This is a genomic window from Paenibacillus sp. WG02 (genome assembly GCF_055396115.1).
Genome location: NZ_AP036016.1, coordinates 4,769,817 through 4,792,707 on the forward strand (window position 1 = coordinate 4,769,817; position 22,891 = coordinate 4,792,707).

The 22,891-nt window shown below is 42.6% G+C and carries 20 protein-coding genes and 2 pseudogenes; 7 read left to right on the plus strand and 15 right to left on the minus strand.

Going from position 1 to position 22,891, the window contains the following annotated elements:
- Window positions 1-148: 148 nt before the first annotated feature.
- From ACBP55_RS21665 to ACBP55_RS21675, 3 genes are all read left to right on the plus strand, one after another.
- Entirely contained in the window at window positions 149-466 is a 318-nt protein-coding gene (locus ACBP55_RS21665; protein ID WP_464644884.1) for a hypothetical protein, read from the plus strand.
- Window positions 467-577: 111 nt separating this feature from the next.
- Window positions 578-1,213 (plus strand): uridine kinase, encoded by a 636-nt coding sequence (udk, locus tag ACBP55_RS21670; protein WP_464644885.1) that lies wholly within the window; start codon window positions 578-580, stop codon window positions 1,211-1,213.
- Window positions 1,214-1,425: 212 nt separating this feature from the next.
- The gene (locus tag ACBP55_RS21675) at window positions 1,426-2,877 is read left to right on the plus strand and encodes an IS1182 family transposase (RefSeq protein WP_464644886.1); all 1,452 of its coding nucleotides are present in this window, start codon (window positions 1,426-1,428) and stop codon (window positions 2,875-2,877) included.
- 435 nt (window positions 2,878-3,312) lie between these two features.
- On the opposite strand, the gene ACBP55_RS21680 is transcribed toward ACBP55_RS21675, so the two are convergent.
- Entirely contained in the window at window positions 3,313-4,470 is a 1,158-nt protein-coding gene (locus ACBP55_RS21680) for an MFS transporter (RefSeq protein ID WP_464653374.1), read from the minus strand.
- The gene (locus ACBP55_RS21685) at window positions 4,460-5,002 is read right to left on the minus strand and encodes a hypothetical protein (RefSeq protein WP_464644887.1); all 543 of its coding nucleotides are present in this window, start codon (window positions 5,000-5,002) and stop codon (window positions 4,460-4,462) included. Before ACBP55_RS21685 ends, ACBP55_RS21680 begins: the two co-directional genes overlap by 11 nt.
- A gap of 162 nt (window positions 5,003-5,164) precedes the next feature.
- On the opposite strand from ACBP55_RS21685, the gene ACBP55_RS21690 reads away from it, so the two are divergent.
- Window positions 5,165-6,280 carry an aminopeptidase gene (locus ACBP55_RS21690; RefSeq protein ID WP_173193106.1) on the plus strand — a complete coding sequence of 372 codons (1,116 nt, stop codon included), beginning with the start codon at window positions 5,165-5,167 and terminating at the stop codon, window positions 6,278-6,280.
- A 106-nt stretch (window positions 6,281-6,386) separates the two neighbouring features.
- On the opposite strand, the gene ACBP55_RS21695 is transcribed toward ACBP55_RS21690, so the two are convergent.
- Window positions 6,387-7,865 carry a L,D-transpeptidase gene (locus ACBP55_RS21695; protein WP_464644888.1) on the minus strand — a complete coding sequence of 493 codons (1,479 nt, stop codon included), beginning with the start codon at window positions 7,863-7,865 and terminating at the stop codon, window positions 6,387-6,389.
- Window positions 7,866-8,042: 177 nt separating this feature from the next.
- On the opposite strand from ACBP55_RS21695, the gene ACBP55_RS21700 reads away from it, so the two are divergent.
- The gene (locus ACBP55_RS21700; protein ID WP_464644890.1) at window positions 8,043-8,174 is read left to right on the plus strand and encodes a hypothetical protein; all 132 of its coding nucleotides are present in this window, start codon (window positions 8,043-8,045) and stop codon (window positions 8,172-8,174) included.
- A gap of 536 nt (window positions 8,175-8,710) precedes the next feature.
- Here ACBP55_RS21700 and cyoD read toward each other — a convergent pair.
- The 5 genes from cyoD to ACBP55_RS21725 form a co-directional block, all read right to left on the minus strand.
- Window positions 8,711-9,040, minus strand: coding sequence for a cytochrome o ubiquinol oxidase subunit IV (gene cyoD / locus ACBP55_RS21705; RefSeq protein WP_173193103.1), 330 nt, complete (start codon window positions 9,038-9,040; stop codon window positions 8,711-8,713).
- A 1-nt stretch (window position 9,041) separates the two neighbouring features.
- Window positions 9,042-9,653, minus strand: a complete 612-nt coding sequence (gene cyoC / locus ACBP55_RS21710; protein ID WP_464644892.1) for a cytochrome o ubiquinol oxidase subunit III — start codon at window positions 9,651-9,653, stop codon at window positions 9,042-9,044.
- On the minus strand, window positions 9,653-11,626 hold the full coding sequence (locus tag ACBP55_RS21715; protein ID WP_464644894.1) for a cbb3-type cytochrome c oxidase subunit I: 1,974 nt from the start codon (window positions 11,624-11,626) through the stop codon (window positions 9,653-9,655). Before ACBP55_RS21715 ends, cyoC begins: the two co-directional genes overlap by 1 nt.
- A 34-nt stretch (window positions 11,627-11,660) precedes the next feature.
- A complete protein-coding gene (gene cyoA, locus ACBP55_RS21720) occupies window positions 11,661-12,635 on the minus strand; it encodes a ubiquinol oxidase subunit II (protein ID WP_051253241.1) in 975 nt (324 codons plus the stop codon).
- Between the two features lie 238 nt (window positions 12,636-12,873).
- The gene (locus ACBP55_RS21725; protein WP_029194209.1) at window positions 12,874-13,134 is read right to left on the minus strand and encodes a hypothetical protein; all 261 of its coding nucleotides are present in this window, start codon (window positions 13,132-13,134) and stop codon (window positions 12,874-12,876) included.
- Between the two features lie 249 nt (window positions 13,135-13,383).
- Between ACBP55_RS21725 and ACBP55_RS21730 the strand changes: the two genes are divergently transcribed.
- Window positions 13,384-14,139 carry an MBL fold metallo-hydrolase gene (locus ACBP55_RS21730; RefSeq protein ID WP_464644896.1) on the plus strand — a complete coding sequence of 252 codons (756 nt, stop codon included), beginning with the start codon at window positions 13,384-13,386 and terminating at the stop codon, window positions 14,137-14,139.
- Window positions 14,140-14,210: 71 nt separating this feature from the next.
- Here the strand turns inward: ACBP55_RS21730 and ACBP55_RS21735 are convergent, their stop codons facing one another.
- From ACBP55_RS21735 to ACBP55_RS21760, 6 genes and pseudogenes are all read right to left on the minus strand, one after another.
- A complete protein-coding gene (locus tag ACBP55_RS21735) occupies window positions 14,211-14,519 on the minus strand; it encodes a DUF4870 domain-containing protein (RefSeq protein ID WP_464644897.1) in 309 nt (102 codons plus the stop codon).
- Between the two features lie 123 nt (window positions 14,520-14,642).
- On the minus strand, window positions 14,643-15,827 hold the full coding sequence (locus ACBP55_RS21740) for an FAD-dependent oxidoreductase (RefSeq protein ID WP_464644899.1): 1,185 nt from the start codon (window positions 15,825-15,827) through the stop codon (window positions 14,643-14,645).
- Between the two features lie 525 nt (window positions 15,828-16,352).
- The gene (locus ACBP55_RS21745; RefSeq protein ID WP_464644901.1) at window positions 16,353-17,009 is read right to left on the minus strand and encodes a deoxynucleoside kinase; all 657 of its coding nucleotides are present in this window, start codon (window positions 17,007-17,009) and stop codon (window positions 16,353-16,355) included.
- A 108-nt stretch (window positions 17,010-17,117) separates the two neighbouring features.
- Window positions 17,118-17,192: pseudogene (locus ACBP55_RS21750) on the minus strand (hypothetical protein); the annotation flags it as partial.
- A 44-nt stretch (window positions 17,193-17,236) separates the two neighbouring features.
- Window positions 17,237-17,350 (minus strand): annotated as a pseudogene (locus ACBP55_RS21755) (DUF3900 domain-containing protein); the annotation flags it as partial.
- A gap of 522 nt (window positions 17,351-17,872) precedes the next feature.
- Window positions 17,873-20,062 (minus strand): PAS domain S-box protein, encoded by a 2,190-nt coding sequence (locus ACBP55_RS21760; protein WP_464644903.1) that lies wholly within the window; start codon window positions 20,060-20,062, stop codon window positions 17,873-17,875.
- Window positions 20,063-20,266: 204 nt separating this feature from the next.
- Between ACBP55_RS21760 and ACBP55_RS21765 the strand changes: the two genes are divergently transcribed.
- Window positions 20,267-21,199 (plus strand): zinc dependent phospholipase C family protein, encoded by a 933-nt coding sequence (locus ACBP55_RS21765; protein ID WP_464644905.1) that lies wholly within the window; start codon window positions 20,267-20,269, stop codon window positions 21,197-21,199.
- Here ACBP55_RS21765 and ACBP55_RS21770 read toward each other — a convergent pair.
- Complete coding sequence (locus ACBP55_RS21770) at window positions 21,196-22,890, minus strand: M3 family oligoendopeptidase (RefSeq protein ID WP_464644907.1); 1,695 nt, start codon at window positions 22,888-22,890, stop codon at window positions 21,196-21,198. The two genes, ACBP55_RS21765 and ACBP55_RS21770, sit on opposite strands and share 4 nt — an antisense overlap.
- Between the last annotated feature and the right edge of the window lies 1 nt (window position 22,891).

Here is a 22,891-nt window from a genome sequence, read left to right on the forward strand (position 1 = left end):
ATTATCATAAGTACGCTCACATTTTGCGCTTCCCCAGGAAATAATTTCATTTCCCAATCGAAGAATGATTTCCCCAGCTTTGGAGCAATGTAGTAAAGTCGCTGTTCTTTTGTAACTAACAACCATTATCCTTAGGAGGCACTTCCCTATGACCGAAACTCATCAGCATCAACAGCCGCTTCAGCACGCCATTGACGTAGCAGATCATGCGATACTCCAAGCTCAAGACGCTGAGCATCAACTGCAAGTAGCCATTTCACAAGCCAACCCTCGCTCTATACAATCTGCAAATGCAGCTCTTACAGAGGCTAAACAGCAAGTATTCGAAGCACATGAGCAGCTTCAAGCTTTTAATAATGATGAGTATGGGCAGCAGATCCAGCAAACCATGGAACAATTGACGCAAGCTTCACAAGATCTCGAGGCCAATCAAGAGAAGTTCCACACCCCTAAGCAAATTCGATAAGGCTATATAGGCAAAAGGTGATCGAAATTCGATCGCTTTTTCTTTTTATACGAACATTATGTTAAACTACGAAAGAAGGTTTTCAAGTTATTTGGGGAGGCACTACATTTCATGCTTGTTATTGGAATTGCCGGTGGTACCGGTTCAGGAAAAACTACAGTAGTTCGATCCATCATCACCAAGCTAGGATCCACGAACGTGACATTAATTTCACAAGATAATTATTATCTTCATCATAGTGGTCTTACTTTAGAAGAACGGGAACGTATTAATTATGATCATCCCCGCGCTTTCGAGAACGCCTTGCTTCTCAAGCATTTAAATGAATTGAAAAGCGGTAATGCCGTGAACATTCCGGTCTATGATTTCTCACAGCACGCTCGCTCAGAAGAGACGATCCGTATCGAGGTAAAGCCGATTGTGCTGCTTGAAGGCATTCATGTCTTAACAGATGAAGAGCTGCGCGGCGCTTTGAACATCAAGGTGTTCGTTGATACAGACCCAGACGTCCGTATTCTACGAAGGCTGTCCCGAGATATTAATGAACGGGGACGCACGCTGCAATCTGTCTTTGATCAGTATTTGACGACCGTTAAGCCGATGCATGACGCCTTTATTGAGCCGTCCAAGAAATATGCTGACATTATTATTCCTGAGGGCGGAGAAAATCAAATTGGCATATCTATGCTGACTATTTTGACGGAGCGGTATATGTTGGATCAAGCTGCAAGCTATGAAATAGGCTAAAGACGAATATATGAAAAAGGTGTGGCACTTTGCCAAGCCTTCTTCATATTCAAAGAATATTTAACTATTGAACCCGAACAAAAACCTCCTCAAGCATGGAGGCCACTGAAAAAGTAAAACCAAACAAAGGTGTAGTATTCTCGCGAAAAATGTGAGGAGACTGCACCTTTTTCTTGTATACTTTTATTATCATTGGAATAAGGGTGAGTCGAGTGATCCAAAAACAACAAACTTTGCTGTTAAGTCCTTATGTTGAACTCTATAATTTGATTGTGCCTAAGGATAATTTGCTTCGACAAATAAATGAACTCGTGGATTTTACATTCATATACGAAGAACTTCAGGTAAATTACTGTCTCGATAATGGTCGTAATGCCATTGATCCAATCCGAATGTTTAAATACTTGTTGTTGAAAGCTATTTTCGATTTGTCCGATGTGGACATTGTTGACCGTTCTCGTTACGATATGTCCTTCAAATATTTTCTTGGAATGGCGCCAGAAGACCCTGTTATGGATCCTAGTTCCTTGACCAAATTTCGCAAACTTCGTTTGAAAGACATGAATTTGCTGGATTTGCTCATTCAGAAAACTGTGCAACTTGCCACCGAAAAGGGAATTATTAAGAGCAAGGCTATTATTGTTGATGCCACCCACACCAAAGCGCGTTACAACCAGAAGTCTCCTCAAGAAATCTTGCAGGATCGGGCACGTAAGGTGCGCAAAGCTCTCTATATGATAGATGAAAGCTTAAAGGGCAAGCTCCCAGCCAAAAATACCAATGCAGATTTGAAAGATGAGATCAGTTATTGCCAAAAACTCATACATACCGTAGAAAATGAGCTAGGTATTGCTTTAGTGCCCAAACTTCAAGAGACCCTCAACATGTTGAAGGAAACCGTTCTAGATGATGTAGAGCAGCTTCGAATTTCAGAAGATGTTGACGCACGGGTTGGGCACAAGAGTGCGGACTCCGCTTTTTTTGGGTACAAGACACATCTGGCCATGACCGAGGAACGAATTATTACAGCAGCCATCGTTACAACAGGTGAAAAGAACGACGGTAAGCAACTACAAGAACTCATTGAAAAAAGTAAAGTGGCAGGCATGGATGTCCGAACAGTGATCGGCGACATGGCGTACTCGGAGAAGGACAATCTCATCTACAGCAATACAAACCATATTGAATTAATAGCCAAACTGAATCCCGTGGTTACCCAGGGAAACCGGAAAAAAGAAGAGGAGTTTGAGTTTAACAAAGACGCAGGTTTGTATGTTTGCAAAGCAGGTCATTTGGCGACGCGAAAAGCGAGGCAGGGGAAAAAAGGTGTCAGCAAGAACCAAGTGACTACCTATTATTTTGATGTGTCGAAATGTAAGCGATGTCCTCTTCGGGAAGGGTGTTACAAGGAAGGAGCCAAGTCAAAGAGCTACTCCGTCAGCATAAAGTCCGACGAACATTCCGACCAAATGGCATTTCAAGAGAGTGAAGATTTCAAAGCGAAGTCGAAAGAACGCTACAAAATTGAAGCGAAGAACAGTGAATTGAAGCACAGACACGGGTATGATGTAGCCACTTCCGCGGGTCTATTAGGTATGGAACTTCAGGGAGCAATGGCGATTTTTGCGGTGAATCTAAAACGAATCTTGAAGCTAAATGATTAAAATTGAAAGTCCCAAAAGGCCAAAAACAGCGAAAGAAGACATCGACCACTTAGGAGGATGTCTTCTTTTTTCTGTAAATGAACCACCAATTAAACTAAAAGGCTAGTTCTTCAGTGGCCTCCAAGCATGAGGAGGTTTTTTGCATATTATTTTCTGCGCTGGGCTATGGGAAAATTCTTCATACTTCTCTTTTCCATTCGAACCCCCGAGACAGCCTTTTCTACCTTCTCAGGCCGCAATACCAGCTAAATCCCCTTCTCTCAGCAGTTGAGAGGTCCTTTTCAGACGTCTCGCACCACTTTAACTCCATTCGAGCCCCCGAGACAGCCTTTTCTGCCTTCTCAGGCCGCAAGCATCTGAAAAGTGCATTTTCGACCTCTCACTGCGGATAATGAAAAAGGACACCAACCTTGTTTAAGGTTTAGTGTCCTTTTTTTATACAGATTGCCTTCGAAAAGTAAACCCAGATAGGGCAAATAAGACATAGATTAGACTTATCAAGTAAAAAATACTGGCCGTGCTAATATAGCGTATAGCTAGTCCTCCCATTAACGGGCCGGCTATACTTCCTAAGCTATACTGAATTGACGCAAGTACGTTCGCAGTAGGTACTAGATGTCTGGGCAGTATGTCTGCCGCATAGGCCAAACCAAGTGAGAAAAACGAGCCCACCATGCCCCCGGCAACGCCAAAACAGAGTCCAATCAACCAAAGATTCGAGCCCGCGAACGGAATACATAGAAATGCAATGGAGCCAATAAGGCCGCTCACAATAAGAATACTTCTCCGTCCTACACGATCACTCCAAATCCCTAGCGGCAGCTGCATGATGAGTCCCCCTACCCCCATGATGGGCAGTAGAACACCAATATTAGATTCCGAGAGACCTGCACGCAGACCATAAATCGGAAAGTTGCTGTTCATCGAGGCTTCCATATAGCCATAGAGTAAGGAAGTAATGAGTGGAAACCAAGCAATAGCCAATACTTTTGAAGCCCGCTTGTGCACCGCTTCCACTTTGTCCAATTGTTCTGGCTTCTCATTGGTCAACTGCCATACAAGCATCAGAACGATTAAGAAGAAACAGCTGGTCGTCAAAAAGGGAACCCAACTACCTGCTTTAAGTAAGGTAATGCCTATAGGTCCTAAGCTAAAACCAACGCCATAAGCCATGCCGTATAAAGAGATATTTCGTCCTCTACGCTCTTTAGGGCTTGAAGTAACGATCCATAACTGCGTCGCATAATGAAGGGCGCTATCCCCTATCCCTACAAGCAAACGAAGTACAAACCAGAACCCAATCTGCTGCCATAATGGGAACAAACAAGTTGCTAGGATGACCAGTCCCATTCCGACCATGATGACTGGTTTATATCCGTATCTTCGCACGGGCCTTTCTATGAAGAACATCGTGGAGAAAATACCTATATAAAGCGCTGCAGCATTCAGACCATTGGCTTCCGTTGAGACGCCCGAACGATCCAAAAGGATCGTTAGCAGCGGCAGGAGCATTCCTTGACTCATCCCTGCCACGATAACGACCATAATTAATATGATTAATTTGTTATTCGAGATCCGTTGTTTAAGCGTCATTTCCAAAATTCACTACTTCCCATCTCTCCGTGTATTCATTCAGCTTACCATGGAGAGGGACATGGAATTGGTTGATGATGACGAGTCTTACTTTTTTTATCCATTCCTTGAAGGAAGGATAGGTAACGAATAGATTCGCATAGCGATCACTCATGCACACAAAATGGGGGCCGGGCGTTTTATCCGTCAAAAATGTCAAAGATGTATCTAAAGGTGTGTATTTCTTACGCTTCCCTTCCCACTTATCCAAATCCAATTGAAGGGTGGAATCCACTTGTTCCAGGAGGCTTTCCAAATGCTTCACACGGGCATAATAGGGCTGCTGACTACGTATGTCCATTCTCCGAAGCGTTTCCTCATGCTGGGGATAAAAGACTGCTCGAACGAACTTTCTTTCCTCCGCCCATCTGGTAAAAGCGTGCAGTTCAGTCTCCGTCCAGTCCTCAAACGTTTCAAATAACAAGACCGTTCCTTTATGAGTCTCTGCAGGTGGTTCGTACCCAAAAGGTACTTTAATCTGATCTCTTGCCATTGCGTCCTCCTCTAGTTGTAATTGCAGTTGGCTGTCTTTCCTCTGTTATATATTGTAGCATACCCTACTAAGTTCCACGAAATCATCGTTATTATTGGCTTAAGAACGCTTGTTGCGATATAATTTGTAAGCACCTATATTCAATTAAGGGAGACCTATAGAATGAGAGATCCAAGACTTCAAACATTTGCCCGCAATATCATCCGTTATTCCGTTAGCCTTAAACCTGGTGAGAACATACTGTTTGAAATGATTGGAGTCAAAGACCCCGAACTCGCCAAATGCTTCATTGAAGAAGTGTATGCCGTAGGCGGTAAACCTTTCATCGAAATGCGTGATCCCGCAATCATGAGAAGCTTACAAATGTCCGGTACACAAGAGCTATTTACTCAGTGGTCCGAATTTGAGCTTGCGCGGATGAAGCAGATGGATGCCTATGTGGCCGTCCGCAGTGGTGATAATATTACGGAAACTTCCGATGTACCCGATGAGCAAATGAGACTCTATCTGAAATACTTTCAGCGTCCTCTCTTCGATGAACGCATTAATAATACGAAATGGTGCGTCATGCGTTATCCGAATCCGTCTATGGCTCAATTGGCCGGCAAAAGCACCGAAGCTTTTGAAGATTTCTACTTCAATGTATGTAATCTCGATTACAGCAAAATGGCTGTCGCCATGGAATCGCTTGTCGACCTGATGAACCGTACAGACCGTGTTCGACTTGTTGCCAAAGGGACCGATGTCAGCTTCTCCATCAAAAATATTGGCGCCGTCCCTTGCTCTGGTCGGAGAAACATTCCTGATGGTGAAGTATACACAGCGCCTGTGAAGAACTCCGTTAATGGTGTAATCAGCTATAACACACCTACGATATATTCCGGCACATCCTTTGAAAACATCGTATTACGATTCGAAAACGGCCGAATTATTGAAGCTACAAGCAATGACACCAAGAAATTGAACGATATCCTGGATACCGATGATGGCGCTCGATATATCGGCGAATTCGCCATTGGTGTGAATCCATACATCCAACATCCAATGAAAGATATTTTATTCGATGAGAAGATTGATGGCAGCATTCACTTCACCCCAGGTCAAGCTTATGAAACAGCGGATAATACGAACCGCTCCTCCGTTCACTGGGATATGGTGCTTATCCAGCGTCCCGAATATGGTGGCGGCGAAATCTACTTTGACGATGTACTCATTCGCAAAGACGGACGCTTCGTCATCCCTGAATTGGAAAAACTCAACCCAGAAAATTTAATGTAGTTAATTTAAAAAGCAGCTCTTGCTTCCGACTAATCTTCGGTAAGCTAGGCTGCTTTTTTTCATAAGGTTCGCAAGAAATATAGGTAATGCCATTAACAAAACGAGATTAACCTAGCCAATGAAATACCTGCTCAGGCGATTGATCAAGGGATGGCAGCTTTTTGGGAATGAGCAATATTGTGTCCTTCACTTGTTCATTATGGACTGCAGCCCATTTGGCGGGATTTATTTGTACCTCTGTGCCCTTAGGAACAAACTGAAATAATTGCTGCACATCCGGATTCGTTAATCGTATGCAGCCTAATGATTGATCCGTGCCGATTGAGGTTTCATCGAAAGTTCCATGAAGCGCGATCGCACCAAGTCCCAGGCCGGCCTCCCCATAGACCAGTGCATGCTTCCCTTTGGGCTGCTGCACACGATCTATTACCCGAAAATCTCCCTGGGGAGTGCTGCCATTGGCGCCAAGACCAACCTCTTTTTCCCATAGTAAATAGCTGCCGCTAACCAATTTCAATTGATGTTCAGCCTTATTGATTTCTATGTGCACAGGTTCATAGGGAACTCTACTTACGCCAGCTGCGTTCGCATAAAACATTTGCTCGACATCAGCCGCGCCGTAATTGTAGACCCACCCACCTTGCCCGTTAAACTCCGTGGAAATTTCATTGGAACTTGTAACCGCTTCTAATGGAATGAAGCTCAAATAGTTATTCGGATAATCTTGCAGGAGAGCTTTCAGATTATCGGGAGCCCTTCCATAATCTTTGCGGTACGATTCCAAAGCTGTCCGAACTAAATTAGCACCAATCGCACTAAGCGGTTGGTGCTTTTCAAATTCGGAATTCAGAAAGCGAATTCTCACTGTACGATCCGTCGCGGGATGATATTGCGCGATAACAATGGCGTTCTTCGTCAACTCTTCATTCGTAAGAAGCATCGTTTTCCCTTTGTTCACGTTATCTTGTGAAACGATGCCATAAATAAGAATGCTGGAATTAGGCATCTCCTTGGCTAATTCCAAAGCCTGCTTATGAAGAGCTGTTTCAATATCTACGTTCTTGGTGTCAGGATCCAGATACATAATAAATGGAACATCCATCGTCTCATAGGTAACGTCACTTCCGACGCCCCAGACTTTCATTTTCGAAATCGCTTTATAGATGGGGGCATCTCCAACAAACAAAAAGACTAACATCAAATTAAGTACTAAGAGCACGATTAGCATTGTTTTCATAAATGGCGGTAACAGCCGCTTCTCTGCCTCCGGGAAAGCCTTCTGCAAACTAGCTGCATGTGCCGCTTGTTGTTGATCCAATTCATGAATGGCTCGATTAGCAGCCGAATAGAATGGTGATGGATACGTTCGAAGAACCTCTTTGTAATGAAAAATAGCCCTTTTCAAATTTCCTTTTAATTGGAATTTTTGTCCGATCTTATAATGAGCTTCCGGAGAATTAGCGTCAATATATCGGATCACTTTCTCATAATATTGTGGATCAGAAGGGCTGATGAACAAGTTCTTATGCAGATGAATCAGATTATCGTCGAGATGGTTACGAAATCGTTGGCTTCTGCGAATCATTCGGCTCCTCTCCGTTCAATATAGATTAGCTTGTCCATTCTAGTTGAATGATACAATTAGTATCTCTGATACATAATGTATCACGCGAAAGTTAGAAAGACAACTATTTATTACCTTTATCTTACTGAATGAACGATAATCATTTAGCAAAAGCTGTATCGACGGAGGTGATAAATCATGAGTGGAAGAAATAGTAAGCCCAAGAACAATGGACCCGCAGGCAGCCCTTCTCGCTTAGATCAATACGGAGAAAAAGCAGTACAACAAGAGAAACGAGAAGCAAAGGAACGTAACAAACCAACATGCTAGAGGGACATCGAATGAATTTGCGATGAAATTCATCGTCTCAGGTGACATCTTCAGGGGATTTATGCTGATTCGGCGACGATAAGGATGTTTTTCATCGCTATGGCGGGAATTTCAGACACTCCATGTACTTTGGCGATGAATTTCATCCTTCCAGCTGACATCTTAAGAGGATTTAGGCTGATCGTACGACGATAAGGATGTTTTTCATCGCTATGGCGGGAATTTCAGATACTCCATGTACTTTAGCGATGAATTTCATCCTTCCAGCTGACATCTTAAGAGGATTTAGGCTGATCGTGCGACGATAAGGATGTTTTTCATCGCTATGGCGGGAATTTCAGGTACTCCATGTACTTTAGCGATGTAATTCATCGTCTCAACTGCCATCTTCTGAGTTTCTGGACTGCCACCAGTCCAAGGTACTATAGCCGTTTTAAACATGCAGTAAATTTATAACCAATTTATGTAAAAAGAAGCAAAAAAAGACGTTCCCACCACGTCAATCGTGGTGAAAACGTCTTTCCTTTTTTCAAAACTTAATGCGCCACTTGATTGTAAGTCATAATCCATATCGAGCCCGCCACGATCGTCAGTAAGATGACAAGCCCAAAGATCAGCGCCATGATATTCCAACGCGCGTTCTCGCCCTCTTTCACATGCATGAAGAAGAACAATTGAACACCGAATTGCAGTACAGCCATGATGAGGATCAAGACGATTGTGCCTGTTTTAGTCAACATATGGTTCATAACGGCAACGAGTGGAATGATGGTCAGAATGATCGAGAGCGCAAAGCCAAGGATATAAGATTTTAATGAACCATGATTGTCATGGTTTTCATGTGAACCTGTATGCGGTTGACTCATCTTACATCACCCCCATCAAATAGACAGCTGTAAATACGAAGATCCAAACAACGTCAAGGAAATGCCAGTACAAGGAAATGACAGCCACTTTCCGTTTGGTTACTGCCGTGATGCCGCGGCGTTTCAATTGCAGCATTAAGCCGACCATCCAGATCAAACCAACCGAAACGTGCAAGCCGTGTGTTCCTACTAGTGCAAAGAATGCTGATAAAAACGCGCTCGTACTAATCGTTGCACCCTCATGATTAACCATGTTAATGAATTCATTAAGCTCGAGTCCAACGAATGACGCTCCCAGAAGCACAGTTACGGCGAGCCAGCCGATTAACTGCTTCATGTTCCCTTTATGCATGCCAAGCACGGCTAGACCGCTCGTGAAGCTGCTAGTAAGCAAGATAAAGGTTTCCGCTATGATCCCTGGCATCTTGAACAATTCTTCCGGGGTTGGTCCCCCGTTTGTATTTTGATGAAGAACCATATATGTGGCAAATAAAGATCCAAATAAGATACAGTCCGTGATTAGAAATATCCAGAATCCGAACGTTTTGAGCGACTCGTGATCATGTTCATGATCGTGGGCGTGATGCCCATCTTGCGTAGCTGCATGTGCCATTATACTTTCGCCCCTTTCAATGCGGCTTCCGTACGTTTCACTTCATCAGCAGGAATATAATAATCCGTATCATAACTGAACGAACGTGCAATCATACTGATCGCGACACCAATTAAGGCTGGAATCGTCAACCACATCCAATTAAATACAAAACCAAATCCAGCGAAAAACCATAAAGCAGACATGATGAATGGAATGGAAGAATTCTTAGGCATATGAATCGGTTCATATACGATCTTGGCTGGTTGCTTAGCTGATGAGCCTTGCTTCTGCTTTTGTTCCCACCATGCATCTGCCTCGCTTACTTCTGGCAATACGGCAAAGTTATAAATAGGAGCTGGCGAAGGAATCGACCACTCTAACGTACGGCCATCCCAAGGATCCCCGGATACATCCGGTTCTCTGAATTTAATCGAGTGGGCAATTTGCCATACTTGGAAAATGAACCCGATACCCATAAGGAAACCACCAACTGTTGACACGAGATTCAGCGGTCCCCAGCCCATATCGAAACTGTACGTGTACGTACGGCGAGTCATACCATCTAAGCCTAAGAAATATTGCGGCATGAAACAAACATAGAATCCAATGTTCCACAGCCAGAATGCCCATTTACCTAAGTGTTCGTTCAGCTTGAAACCAAACATTTTTGGCCACCAGTAGTAAAGTCCAGCGAAGTAACCAAAAGCTACACCACCAATTAAAACTTGATGGAAATGCGCAATTAGGAAATAGCTATTATGGAATTGAAAATCTGCAGGCGCAACTGATAATAATACCCCTGTCATACCCCCAACAACGAAACATGGAATGAAGGCGATCGTCCACATCATCGGTGTCGTAAAACGAATCTTACCGCGGAACATGGTGAATAACCAGTTAAAGACTTTGGCCCCAGTCGGTATCGCAATCAACATCGTACTAATGGCGAAAAAGGCATTAACATTCGCGCCAGACCCCATCGTAAAGAAGTGATGCGCCCATGTGAAGAAGGACAATAAACTAATGATCAGCATGGCGAAAACCATTGATTTGTAACCAAACAATTTCTTTTTAGAGAAAGTAGAAACAATTTCCGAGAAAATCCCGAAAGCCGGAACGACAACAATGTAGACCTCAGGGTGACCCCACATCCAGATCAAATTGATGTACATCATCGGATTCCCGCCGCCATCCAACGTGAAGAAATGGGCGCCAAGGAAACGATCAAGGAACAATAAGGCCAACGTAACTGTAAGGATTGGGAAAGCAAAGATAATCATAATACAGCTTGAAAATACGGACCATGTAAACATCGGCATCTTCATCAACTTCATGCCAGGCGCACGCATTTTCAAAATGGTCACGATAAAATTAATCCCTGTTGCCAAACTACCGATACCGGAAATTTGAATCCCCCAGATATAGAAGTTCTGGCCAACCCCCGGACTGTGAGACATTTCCGAAAGCGGTGGATAGCTAAGCCATCCTGCATCCGGTGATCCGCCGATAACGAACGATACGTTGAATAGCATAGCGCCCCAGAAGAACATCCAGAAGCTAAGTGAGTTCAAGAACGGATAAGCAACGTCTCGAGCTCCTATTTGCAGAGGGACTACAATATTAAACAAACCGAACATCAATGGCATAGCCATGAATAAAATCATGATCACGCCATGCGTTGTGAAGATTTGGTTATAGTGCTCTGCTTGTAGAAATTCGCTGTTTGGCATCGCTAACTGTAAACGCATGAGAAGCGCATCCACACCGCCGCGGAACAGCATCATGATCGAACAAATAATGTACATGATCCCGATTCGTTTATGGTCAACACTTGTTAACCATTCACGCCAAAGCCAGCCCCACTTTCTGAAATAGGACAGCACAAAAATCATAGCGATCATTGAGAGTCCGATACTAACCTGAGCACCCAGAATGAGTGGATCGCCCGTTACGAAAAACTCAGATGCGAATTGCTTTATTTTATCCAACATGAGCTGATCTTCCTTTCTCAAAAGCTTTGATCGATCATTTTGTCATTTTCATTTGACTGTGATCATTATGGTTCATAGGGGCATTTTTGTCCGTTGCTTGAGGCTTACTCGTCTCTTTCACGGATTCTGTACCGCCATGACCACTGTGAATGGATTGACCATTCGTATATTTCGTTACAATCTTATCGAAAAGTCCATCTGGCACCGAGGAGAAGTACTGCACTTCGGACTTACCAGGCTTTGCTAATGTTTCATAGCTTTCCATCGTAAGTTTGGTCGGAACCTTTTTCGTTTTGGCAACGAAAGCATCGAAATCGCTCTGAGATGTCGCATTCACATCGAACGTCATGTCCGCGAAATGCGCACCGCTGAAATTCGCTCCCGTTCCAAAGTAATGCCCGATCTCATCGGCTTGCAAATACAGTGTCATCTTCATACCTGACATCGTATAGATTTGCCCGCCCAACTGCGGCACCCAGAACGAGTTCATCGGAGCGTCTGAGGTCAGCTCAAACTTAATCGGTGTATCCTCAGGAATTTGCAAATAGTTAACTGTTGCTATGCCTTGTTCCGGATACGTAAACAACCATTTCCAATCCAGCGATGTCACTTGAATGGTGACGGGCGGTTTATTGGATTTCAACGGCTTAGAAGGCTCTAGTGCATGTGTATAACGAATAGTTATGACGGCCAAGGCTACAATAATAATGATGGGAATTGACCACCAAACGATTTCTAAGGTAGTACTGTGCGCCCAATTCGGCTTATAAGATGCTTTATTGCCTTCTTTATCACGATACCGCCATACGATCCATGCGGTTAACGCAAGTACAGGAACGAGGATTACGGTACATAATATTGTGGAAATCACAATCAAATCTTTCTGTTCTGCACCCACAGGTCCTTTGGGATTCAGTACCATAGCTTGATTACTGCAGCCTGCCAATAAAACAATGATGGCGACCATCATGAAGAGCAGCATAGCTTGTACGAGTGTTCTCTTCTTCATCCTACTTAACCTCCCTATCAACAAATCTGATCTATTATCAAGATATCATCTCGCTGATAAAAGTACACAGTCGCAAACACAACTTAACAAATACGTCAAAGGATCGACGTTTTACTGTAAAACAAATGTCACAGAACGTTTGTTGACTATTATGAAAATGTATGAAAACGCATGAAAATGAAAAAGCCCTTCAAGTTGTCACTTGAAAGGCTTATTAACTGCTCATAATACGTTGAAATCATTCCGTCTTTGAAGCTGCACGCGAATGCACCAAATGAATAGCGGTCCGAATAACATAGATGTGCACACTGCCAACCATGAAACCAATACCAACCATCAAAGAGGCATTACGATCACTAAAATGCTCCATATTCAACAAGCTTAATAGTAATCCTATGCCAAGCAACGTCCATGCCGCAAATGTCATCATCTTGACTAATGGCATTACATCGCGCTCACTGCGCTCATTACTACTGATCAAAACGGCTCTATTTGCCATAATTATCACTCCAAACCCCAATGTAAGTGCTTTATAAACATAGTATATCACAAATCCAATATTTTGTTCATATTTTATTCACACGTTTATCAAAATTTGGACAAAATTAAATACGACTTGTTCACAAATAAATTATCTTGACTTTTTGTTATATTTATGGTATAATAAAATATTTGTTTGACAACAACACTCCCTTCTGGGTATGATAGCACTGTTCTTTCACTATCATTTCTCTTTGGAGGGATTCGAATGCAGATTGCGAACGGAATTTACATGCTTGAACTGTCAGTACCAGTCATGGGGCGTATCGATGTCATACACCCAACCCTTTTTTCCGATGAAGGAGGCGCCATTCTGGTGGATACCGGATATCCTGGTATATTGCCGCTTATACAGAGTGCCATGGAGGAACATAGTGTTCCATTCGGTCATTTGAAGAAGATCATTATTACCCATCAAGATATTGATCATATAGGAAGTTTACCTGATATCATAAGCAAATCTCCGCATAAGCTTGATATCCTGGCCAGTGAAATAGAGAAGCCTTATATTCAAGGTGAGAAAATGTTGATCAAAATCACGCCAGAATCGATCGAACAAGCGGTCGCTCGTTTACCTGCGGATATTTCACCTGAATGGCGAAAAGCTTTTCGATCAGCTTTAGAGAATCCGCCAAAAGGACCGGTCAATGGCATTCTCGAAGATGGATTCGAGTTGCCCAACTGTGGTGGGATTATCGTCATACATACCCCTGGTCATACTCCGGGACATGTAAGTCTATATCACAAACAGAGCAAAACATTGATTGCAGCTGATGCCTTGGTCGTTTCAAATGGTCAACTTCTCGGACCCATCCCGGAATACTCCGTAAACTATGAGTTAGCGATGCATTCCATTAACAAGTTCGCTCTATACGACATTGAAGCTGTTATTTGCTATCACGGCGGGTTGTACACCGACAATGTAAATCAACGTATTGCGGAATTAGCAGCTTCTTCTAGCTAAATCATCGTTTCATTTAAAACAAAAAAGCAGGCTGCCAATCAAGGCAACATGCTTCTCATATGTATGTCCCGCTACTTCAATAACGTGTAGCCTCCGATAAACGGAAGTGGTTTTACTTGGCCTTGAGCCGCAGCAACAATACCTAGAATAGCTAAGACAAAGACTGCTAAATTCGCTAAAGGCAATAGAATCCAACCAATAAACGGAATGATACCCAAAACAACATTCACGATGACAGCAGCCACTAATAAGGTAAGCCCTTGGTTAGCGTGATACCATGCAAATTTGGAGTCCTTTGCAGCGATGAGCGGGATAAAAAACAAGATGTATGCAATGATGGCCATTCCCTTATTACTTTGAATATCCGAAGAATCATACATGGACAGCACCTCTTTCTTTTTCTCAAAGTATACTATTCCATTATATTCGGTGTTTTCCATCTATTCTATTGAATTTCACACATTTCTAAAAATAATTTTCCGACAAGCATCTCCCAATACTTACTACACGCGATAACCCAGAAGCCAATCCAACTGCTTCATTTGGACTTCATCAGGAAGAACTCTAAGCACTTGATTGCGCAGCATGATAGCAGCAGGATGACTCATTTGCACGATGCGAGCCATTCGTCTGGATTGACTCACAACTTGATTGGTTCGTGCTATTCGGTTACTTTCATAAGACTGAAACGCGGCTGTAACGCTGCTTAATGAAAGTATGGAAATTCCCTCTAGGCATCTAGCTACAACAAGAGCATCCTCCATCGCCTGAGCGCCTCCTTGTCCCAGATTAGGCAGCATGGGATGAGCCGCATCACCAAGCAGTGTTACTCTCCCTTGGCTCCATCTTTCAAGTGGTATACGATCATGAATGTCATGCGTTAGAATCGCTCCCTCATCGGTCGACTGGATGGCCCGTTCAATTGGATTATGCCAGCCCTCAAATTGCTGAAGAACGTAGTCCTTTTTACAATCCACAACTGTCCCTGAGTCTGCGTTGATAGCAGCGAACCAAAAAACTTGTCCCTCGCCAAGCTGGGAAAATCCGAACCGACGTCCTCTGCCCCATGCCTCAAATCCACCACCGATCTCAGGCATATATCGCTTATCCAAGAACGAAGTAATACCTCGGAAAGCTTTAAAACCTGAATATCGCAGCTGTTGTAAGCCAAATAAGAGATGAGCCGCTTGGGAGTGTATGCCATCTGCACCAATTAAGATATGTCCCTTATCTTCTGTTCCATCATCAAAATGGGCAACTACCTGGTGCGGATCCTGTTCAAAGGCTATCAGCTTTTTATTCAAATAGACAGTTGAAAATTCATTTAGTTGTTGAAATAAAATCTTTTGGAGCTTAGCGCGATGAATTAGGTAGCTATACGTTCCATATTTAGCGGCTTGCTTCGAAACGGGAACTGAAGTAATCGGTTTACCATCCCAAGAGCGAATTTCAGCCATGCCAACTTGAGCGCCGGCTCCCCTCACCTGCTCATCCATGCCAAGCTCCGATAAGATATGCATGGCGTTCGCAGCTAATACAATTCCGGCTCCGAATTCGGATAGCTCTCTTTTTTTCTCATAGATAACAACTTCCCAACCTTGCCTTTGTAAGAAAAGAGCTGTCGTTAATCCACCAATGCCAGCTCCAATGATAATTGCTTTCCTTGAAGAAGGTATGATATTGTTCATGCTGCCCTCCATAACCGACGAACCATTTCCATCTACTGTAACATAATCCAGGGAAGACAAAAACCTCCTAGAACCAAGGTTTAAGGAGGTGGGTTATTTTGAGAGTATGAAGTTTATTATTCTGTTATGTTGCTACTAATTGTTGTTTAACCTCAACGATCTCAAGATTTGAGAAAAATCGGCTTAACTTCATCATTTTCTCATTTGCTGCCAATTTAGATAGTGGCGGGCACATAGGCTTCCCTTTGTAACATACGATAAATAACAAACTCATCACCTACTCTTCCATTTGAAGATTTCACGCCTCTTCTTGATACATAATGTATCATACAACAATTTTACTCGAGATACAACAAATTGAGATAAATACCGTCATATTTCGATAGTATATGTATTTTCACAGGACTTTATAACCAAATCTAAGTAAATTGAAGCATAAAAACATTTTAATTTTTAAACACGATTAAACTCCTACATAATTCGAAAAACCCCCTCGGGTTGAGGGGGTCTTTCGACAGTTCCATACTAAACAATTGCTAAATCGGAAAGCTTGGCACGTACCTGCTCTACTAATTCAATCGCATCTTCTGAACGATTCACAACATCAACACGATCCATATCTACAATCAACACTTCAGAGGCATGATAATGATTCATCACCCAGTCATCATAGCCAGACCAAAGCAGCCGATAATAATCAACCAAAGATTGATCTTGCTCGAAGCTGCGCCCCCGCAGTCCGATGCGGTGCATAACCGTTTCGAATGATGCTTTTAGATACACCATAAGGTCCGGTGCTTTCTTAGGAAGCTCGGCGAGCTCTGACATCATATTATCTGCCAGCCCCTCGTAAACATCAAATTCCAACTGTGAAATACGGCCTAACTCCCGATTCACTTTAGCAAAATACCAATCCTCATAAATACTTCTATCCAGTACATTTCGATTATGTACTAACGCTTGTTTAATGGCCTTAAATCTTGTATTCAAGAAGTGCAATTGAAGTAAAAACGGATATCTCTTCTTATCGATTTCTTCCGGAGATGCCGTGTAAAATAACGGTAGTATCGGATTATCATCAACACTTTCATAATACACATTTGAATTTAATTCTTGTCCAAGTAAAGTCGATACCGATGTTTTACCTAGACCAATCATTCCCCCAACCACGATCACTGCCATTGACCCCTTTCTCCTTCTTACCAGTCCTAATTTACCATCTGTCAATTCTTGCAAAGCTTCCCTATTATACAAGGAATCCATAATGGTGGGAACCCTATTTTTTTACCTTTATCTATCGTTTTCTTCTTCTCTTGTTATCCTCTCAATAACAGCATGAAGATCGTCTGGTCTAAGTAATTCAACCGGTGAAACGCCTTTTTCAAAGTGTAAATAATCGCCTTCGGGTTTCGCTCTACTTTGCGTTTAGCAATCCGTGCGAACTCACCGTCTAAGAATTGCTGTAAGGCACTATCTTCATAATCGTACTCATCCAAAGTCTGATAATGACGATAATTTTTAGCCGATGCCGCGTCTACGCCTTCCCCTTAAATCACAAAAAATGATATATATTGAACTGCGAATTTCATGCTGATTCTCCCTGTCAATCCTATTCAAAATTACACAACTTTGATTGTACTTGGTATAAAACCGAAACGCCACAAAAAAATAGGAACAGTTTGTGATTGTTTGTAAGTTCATGCTGTCACTACTTATAAGCGCTGCTTTTTCAAAATAATAAGACAGAGGTGTGAAGATGATTTACGGAACCAAACTACTGGAAACAGATACAGAAATTTTCATTGCCGCTCTTACAAAAACACCTGTTTATGTTTGGTCGTTAGATTCATTGGGCGTTTATTATCAGGTAAATTCGGGTTTTATCGTAAAATATACACCTGATGAAGTACAAATTCATTCTGAACATGACTCCTCTATGACAAAATGGTATTCAAGAGAGACGAATGAATTTAGTATCCGGTTTTAGAAATGAATAAACCGCCCGTTCCTGTCACTTGACAGGCCTGGCGGTTTTTACATTCTTGCTATTCAAATTCACTGCTATCTTTACCTATCGACTGCGTCGGCAAAAATACATCAATAATAGTTCCTTCTCCAATTCGGCTCTGAATCGACATTGTGCCTTTATGTGCTTCAACGATCTTGAAACACATCATTAGACCGAGTCCTGTACCCTTTTCCTTCGTTGTATAGAAAGGTTCACCTAATTGCTTTACTCGTTCTTCGGGGATGCCGCAGCCATTATCTTGAGTCCTCACTCGTATCATCTCGCTTCCCTGCATGGAAACGGTAATTTTAATTTGTCCATCCTTCGTAATCGCTTCAATCGCATTTTTCACCAAGTTAATAAACAATTGCTTCAGATGCATCTCGGAACAAATGAACTCTGGAATATCAGACTCAAACTCCAGCAAAAGCTGCACATTGCAAAGATTAGCCTGCGTATCAAGCAGCGCAATTACGGTTTGTAAGATATTTATTAAATCACTTCTTTTGTAGTGAATAGCTTCCGGTTTCGCAATGACAAGGAATTCGCTAACGATGAAATTAATTCGATCCAGTTCGGACAGCATGATGTCAAAATAGTGCTGTTTTCCCTTCATATCATTCTGCAGCAGCTGTAGGAAGCCTCGGAGTGACGTGAGCGGATTCCTGATTTCATGGGCAAGCCCTGCGGCTAACTGGCCTGCGACGGAGAGCTTATCGGACTTGCGGAGCAGTTCCTCCGTTCGTTTCCGTTCTGTAATATCTCGCGTAATACCGGCGAACCCGATAATCTCGCCCTTCTCATTCTTGATTGGCGTTTTGGTCACACTGACATGAATGAGCTGTCCATCCTTACGAATTCGAACCGTCTCTAACCCAGAAATTTGGTTGCCAGCTTTCAATAAGTCACGAATTTCTTTATGATGCTCTTCCAAGAAATCCGGATATATCGGCAAAGGTTTATTTTGAAGCTCATCCTGATTCCAACCAAATACTTTCTCATACGCGGAATTGACTGAAATAACCTTAAACCGTTGATCAAGGACGCAGATGGCATCGGTCGTATTATTAATAAAAGATTCCAGCAGCTCCTTCGTTTCTCTAAGCTCGGTTTCCATGTGTTTACGTTCCGTAATGTCCACACATGAACCGATCACTTCAATCACGCGGCCATTTTCAAAAATAGGACGTAAAGATGTTAAATACGTAATCCCCCGGAATGTGGCTTCATACATGACATTTTCTTCCCCGCTCCAAGCCCTGTGGTAATACTTATCGATATTAGTAGCCATATAGTAGGGCCATATCTCATATAAGCCGTTGCCAAGGATATGCGATGGCTTATAGCCGAGCCTATATAGAAGTTCACCGTCACATAACGTATGAATGAATTTCCCTCGCATTTGTCTGAACTTCATGGTCATTCCTTGCTGTCTGCGTACGGTGTCATGCAGGTCCTGCTGTGCAACTCTCAAGGACTCACGGTCTTTATTATGCTGGGTGATATCTCTTGCGATAATATACACGCCTTCGGTTATCCCATTCACGATTATCGGCACATTTTTTAAGCCTAATTCGATCTTTTCGCCGCTCTTATGTGTAACCTTCAGCATATAATTATCTGTTTGCAAGAGTACACTTTTGGTCGGGAATGCTGCAAGATCCTCTTGTTCCCAGAAATAATGGATGGACCGTCCCACCATATCCTGCTTCGTGTAACCCAAAATCCGTTCCATAGCAGGATTCACACTTTTAATCAAACCATTCAAATCACTTGTTATGATCCCCGCTGGATTGTGCTCAATTAATGAATTATACCGCTGCTCACTCTCCGCTAGCTTCAGTTCCATCTCGGTATTTTTCGAGAGATCTTTCATCTGAGCCATATAATACAGAGGTTCATTGTCCGAGTTTCTAATTAGTGAAATTCCGCATTCTACCTTTACGATTTCCCCTTCTTTTGACTTCATTCTTTGTTCAATCTGAAATGAGCGCAAATCCCCAGACAACAATTGCTTTAAAAGTCCAAGCAGTTTATCGCTCTCTTCGGGCAAAAAGATCGTAGTTATATCCGTATATAATAATTCTTCTTCAGAATATCCTGTAATCGCACTTAGGCTGTTATTCATCTTCATCCACTGTCCATTGAGCGAAATAATCGCCATGCCAATTGTTGTGAATTCAAATACCGTGGCAAATGACGGTTCCGTTCTCGAAAGCATATCCATTCATTTATCCCCCATCTTAAACATACATGGATGGTTTCCATCACCAAGTGTTTGAATTCGACGATTTGAAGATTATTCCTTCCATCGTAACCCTTGGCTGATCAAATTGTTCATGAAATGTGCCCTTGATATTCCTTAATATGATAAAATATAATGGTTCTCTATGTATCATCTTGGTGCATCACAAATAAGGAGGAAGCCCTTTTGCCAAACGTCTGGACGCATCTGATTTTCGGCCAAGAATTAATGAATCAATTGGGGCATGCCAATATGCTGAGTGATAAGCAGCTGCGGCATGTTTTTTCACTTGGCTGCCAAGGACCCGATTTCTTGTTCTACCACAACTTCTTACCTTGGAAAAAAGATAAGAAACTCAATGAATTAGGTAGTCTTATGCATACGAAAGCATGCGGCCCGTTCCTCAAGGATCTACTTTCCCATATGCAAGGCAGAGGCTTGTATAATCCTGCAGTTGTTTATGCACTTGGATTCCTTACACATCATATTCTCGATCGCAATATGCATCCTTACGTTTTTTACAAATCAGGGTTCAAGAAATGGGATCACCAACGATTTGAAATTATTATGGACACGCTCATTGTTCGCCGCAAGCTTGGACTACAGACATGGAATACCCCTGTATGGAAAGAAATATATGTGGGTGAAGCCCTACCCCTCGGCATAGTTCCTGCGCTTGCACACGCTGCTGCCAATCACTATCCTGACTTAGCATCGAAGGTTACTGAGAAGGATTGGAACGATGCTTACATGGACATGATCCGAGCTCAACGATTGTTCCACGATCCGAAAGGAATCAAACGTTTATTTACCTTCGGTCAAATTTCACCTTTGGTGTATACCAAGCATCCGGCTCCGCTTGATTATTTAAACGAAGCCAGGACGGTTTGGAATTGCCCTACATCATTAGAGGAAACGTACACATACAGCATTTGGGACTTATGGGATATCGCGATGGCAGATGGACAAATCGTCCTACAGGCAGCCATTCAAGCCTTACAACGAGGTACTTCGGCTGATTACCAGGCCTTTGAAGAAGTTCTTGGCAATCTCTCCTATGAAACCGGTAAAGATTGTGACAGCGGACTGCAAATCACTCATGTCCAGCCTATGATCTAAAGCTTAGCATCATCAACCTGATCAAGCCAAGAATCGATATGACCAATAACCGAAGCCACACAGCCATCTTGGAAAGGTGAGATTAGCTTCGCAACTTGGACAAGCTCAGTGAAATTCAAGCTTCCGCCTTGTTGACAAAGTCTTAAGTAATCCTCCCAAGCTAACTCCGGATTTTCATTAGCTCGTTTCCAAAATTGAAACGCACACACTTGCGCAAGTGTGTAATCAATATAATAAAACGGGCTTTTGTAAATGTGGGCCTGCTGCTGCCAGAAGCCCCCTCTATCCAAGTAGTCGTTATCTTCGTAAACACGATGAGGCAAATATTTGCGCTCTACCTCGCGCCAAACTAGCTTACGCTCTGCCGGAGTCAGTTCCGGCTGCTCATAGATCCGATGTTGAAATTCATCTACGGCAACACCGTATGGAATGAATAAAAGCGATTCACTCAGATGCTTGAATTTATACTTATCTGTATCTTCTTCGAAGAACAACGACATCCAAGGCCAAGCGAGAAACTCCATGCTCATGGAGTGGATTTCACAGGCTTCCAAGGTTGGGAATATGTATTCAGGTACTTGAAACTCTCGGCTGCTATAGCCCTGGAAAGCATGACCTACTTCATGCGTTAAGACATCAATGTCTCCCGAAGTCCCGTTAAAGTTAGAGAAAATGTATGGCGCTTTGTATGTACTAATATAAGAGCAATAACCACCAACGCGTTTCCCCTTCTTAGCCACTAGATCCATCAAACCGTTATCGATCATAAAAGCAAAGAACTCATCTGTTTCTGGGGATAACTCTGCATACATCTTACGAGCTTGTTCCACAATCCAGTCCGCATCGCCTTTCGGCGTCGCATTCCCAGAGGCGAAACCAAACTTGTCGTCGTAATAGTGCAGAGAGTCTACGCCAATTCTAGCTTTCTGCCGTTCCTTCAACTTGGTAGCCACCGGAACAATGTGTTCAAGTACTTGATTCCTAAATACTTCCACGTCTTTGGCGTTATAATCAGAACGGTTCAAACGAGCATAGGCAAGTTCAACAAAATTGCTGTATCCTAGCTTCTTAGCGATCAAAGCACGAATCTTCACTAATTGGTCATACAGTTCATCCAATTTCGCTTCATTCTCTATAAAAAAGCTATATTTCACATCATTCGCTTCTTTACGGACTTTTCGGTCTGTTGATAATTGAAAAGGCACGAGTTGGGATAAATTTCGTTCTTCCCCTGCATAAGTAAGCTTGGCAGAAGCAAGCAGCTTCGAATATTCACTAGCCAGTTTGTTTTCTTGAACGAGATCTTCAACTATTTCCGTCGAAAACGTTTTCAACGATAAAGAGGCAATCGTGAACAGCTGCTTCCCCCATTTAACTTCTAGCTCTGATCGATAGGAAGACTCAATGAGTGCTTTATAAAACTCAGTAATCAGCCCTTGATATAAAGGCTCAATTTCATCGAAATAGTCTTGTTCCGCCTTGTAAAATTCATCGTTGGTATCCACACTGTGACGAATACGTGCAATAGATTCCATAGACTCCAGCCCACTTCGCAAGCTAACGATTGCTTCCATCGCTTGGTCTTGAACGCCAAATGAAGCTGCTCGTTTAAACGCCTCTAAAAGCTCCTTAAATTTACTTTCAAAAGCGCTAAAGTCGGGTCTTTCGTACTTAAATTCTTGAAATTTCATT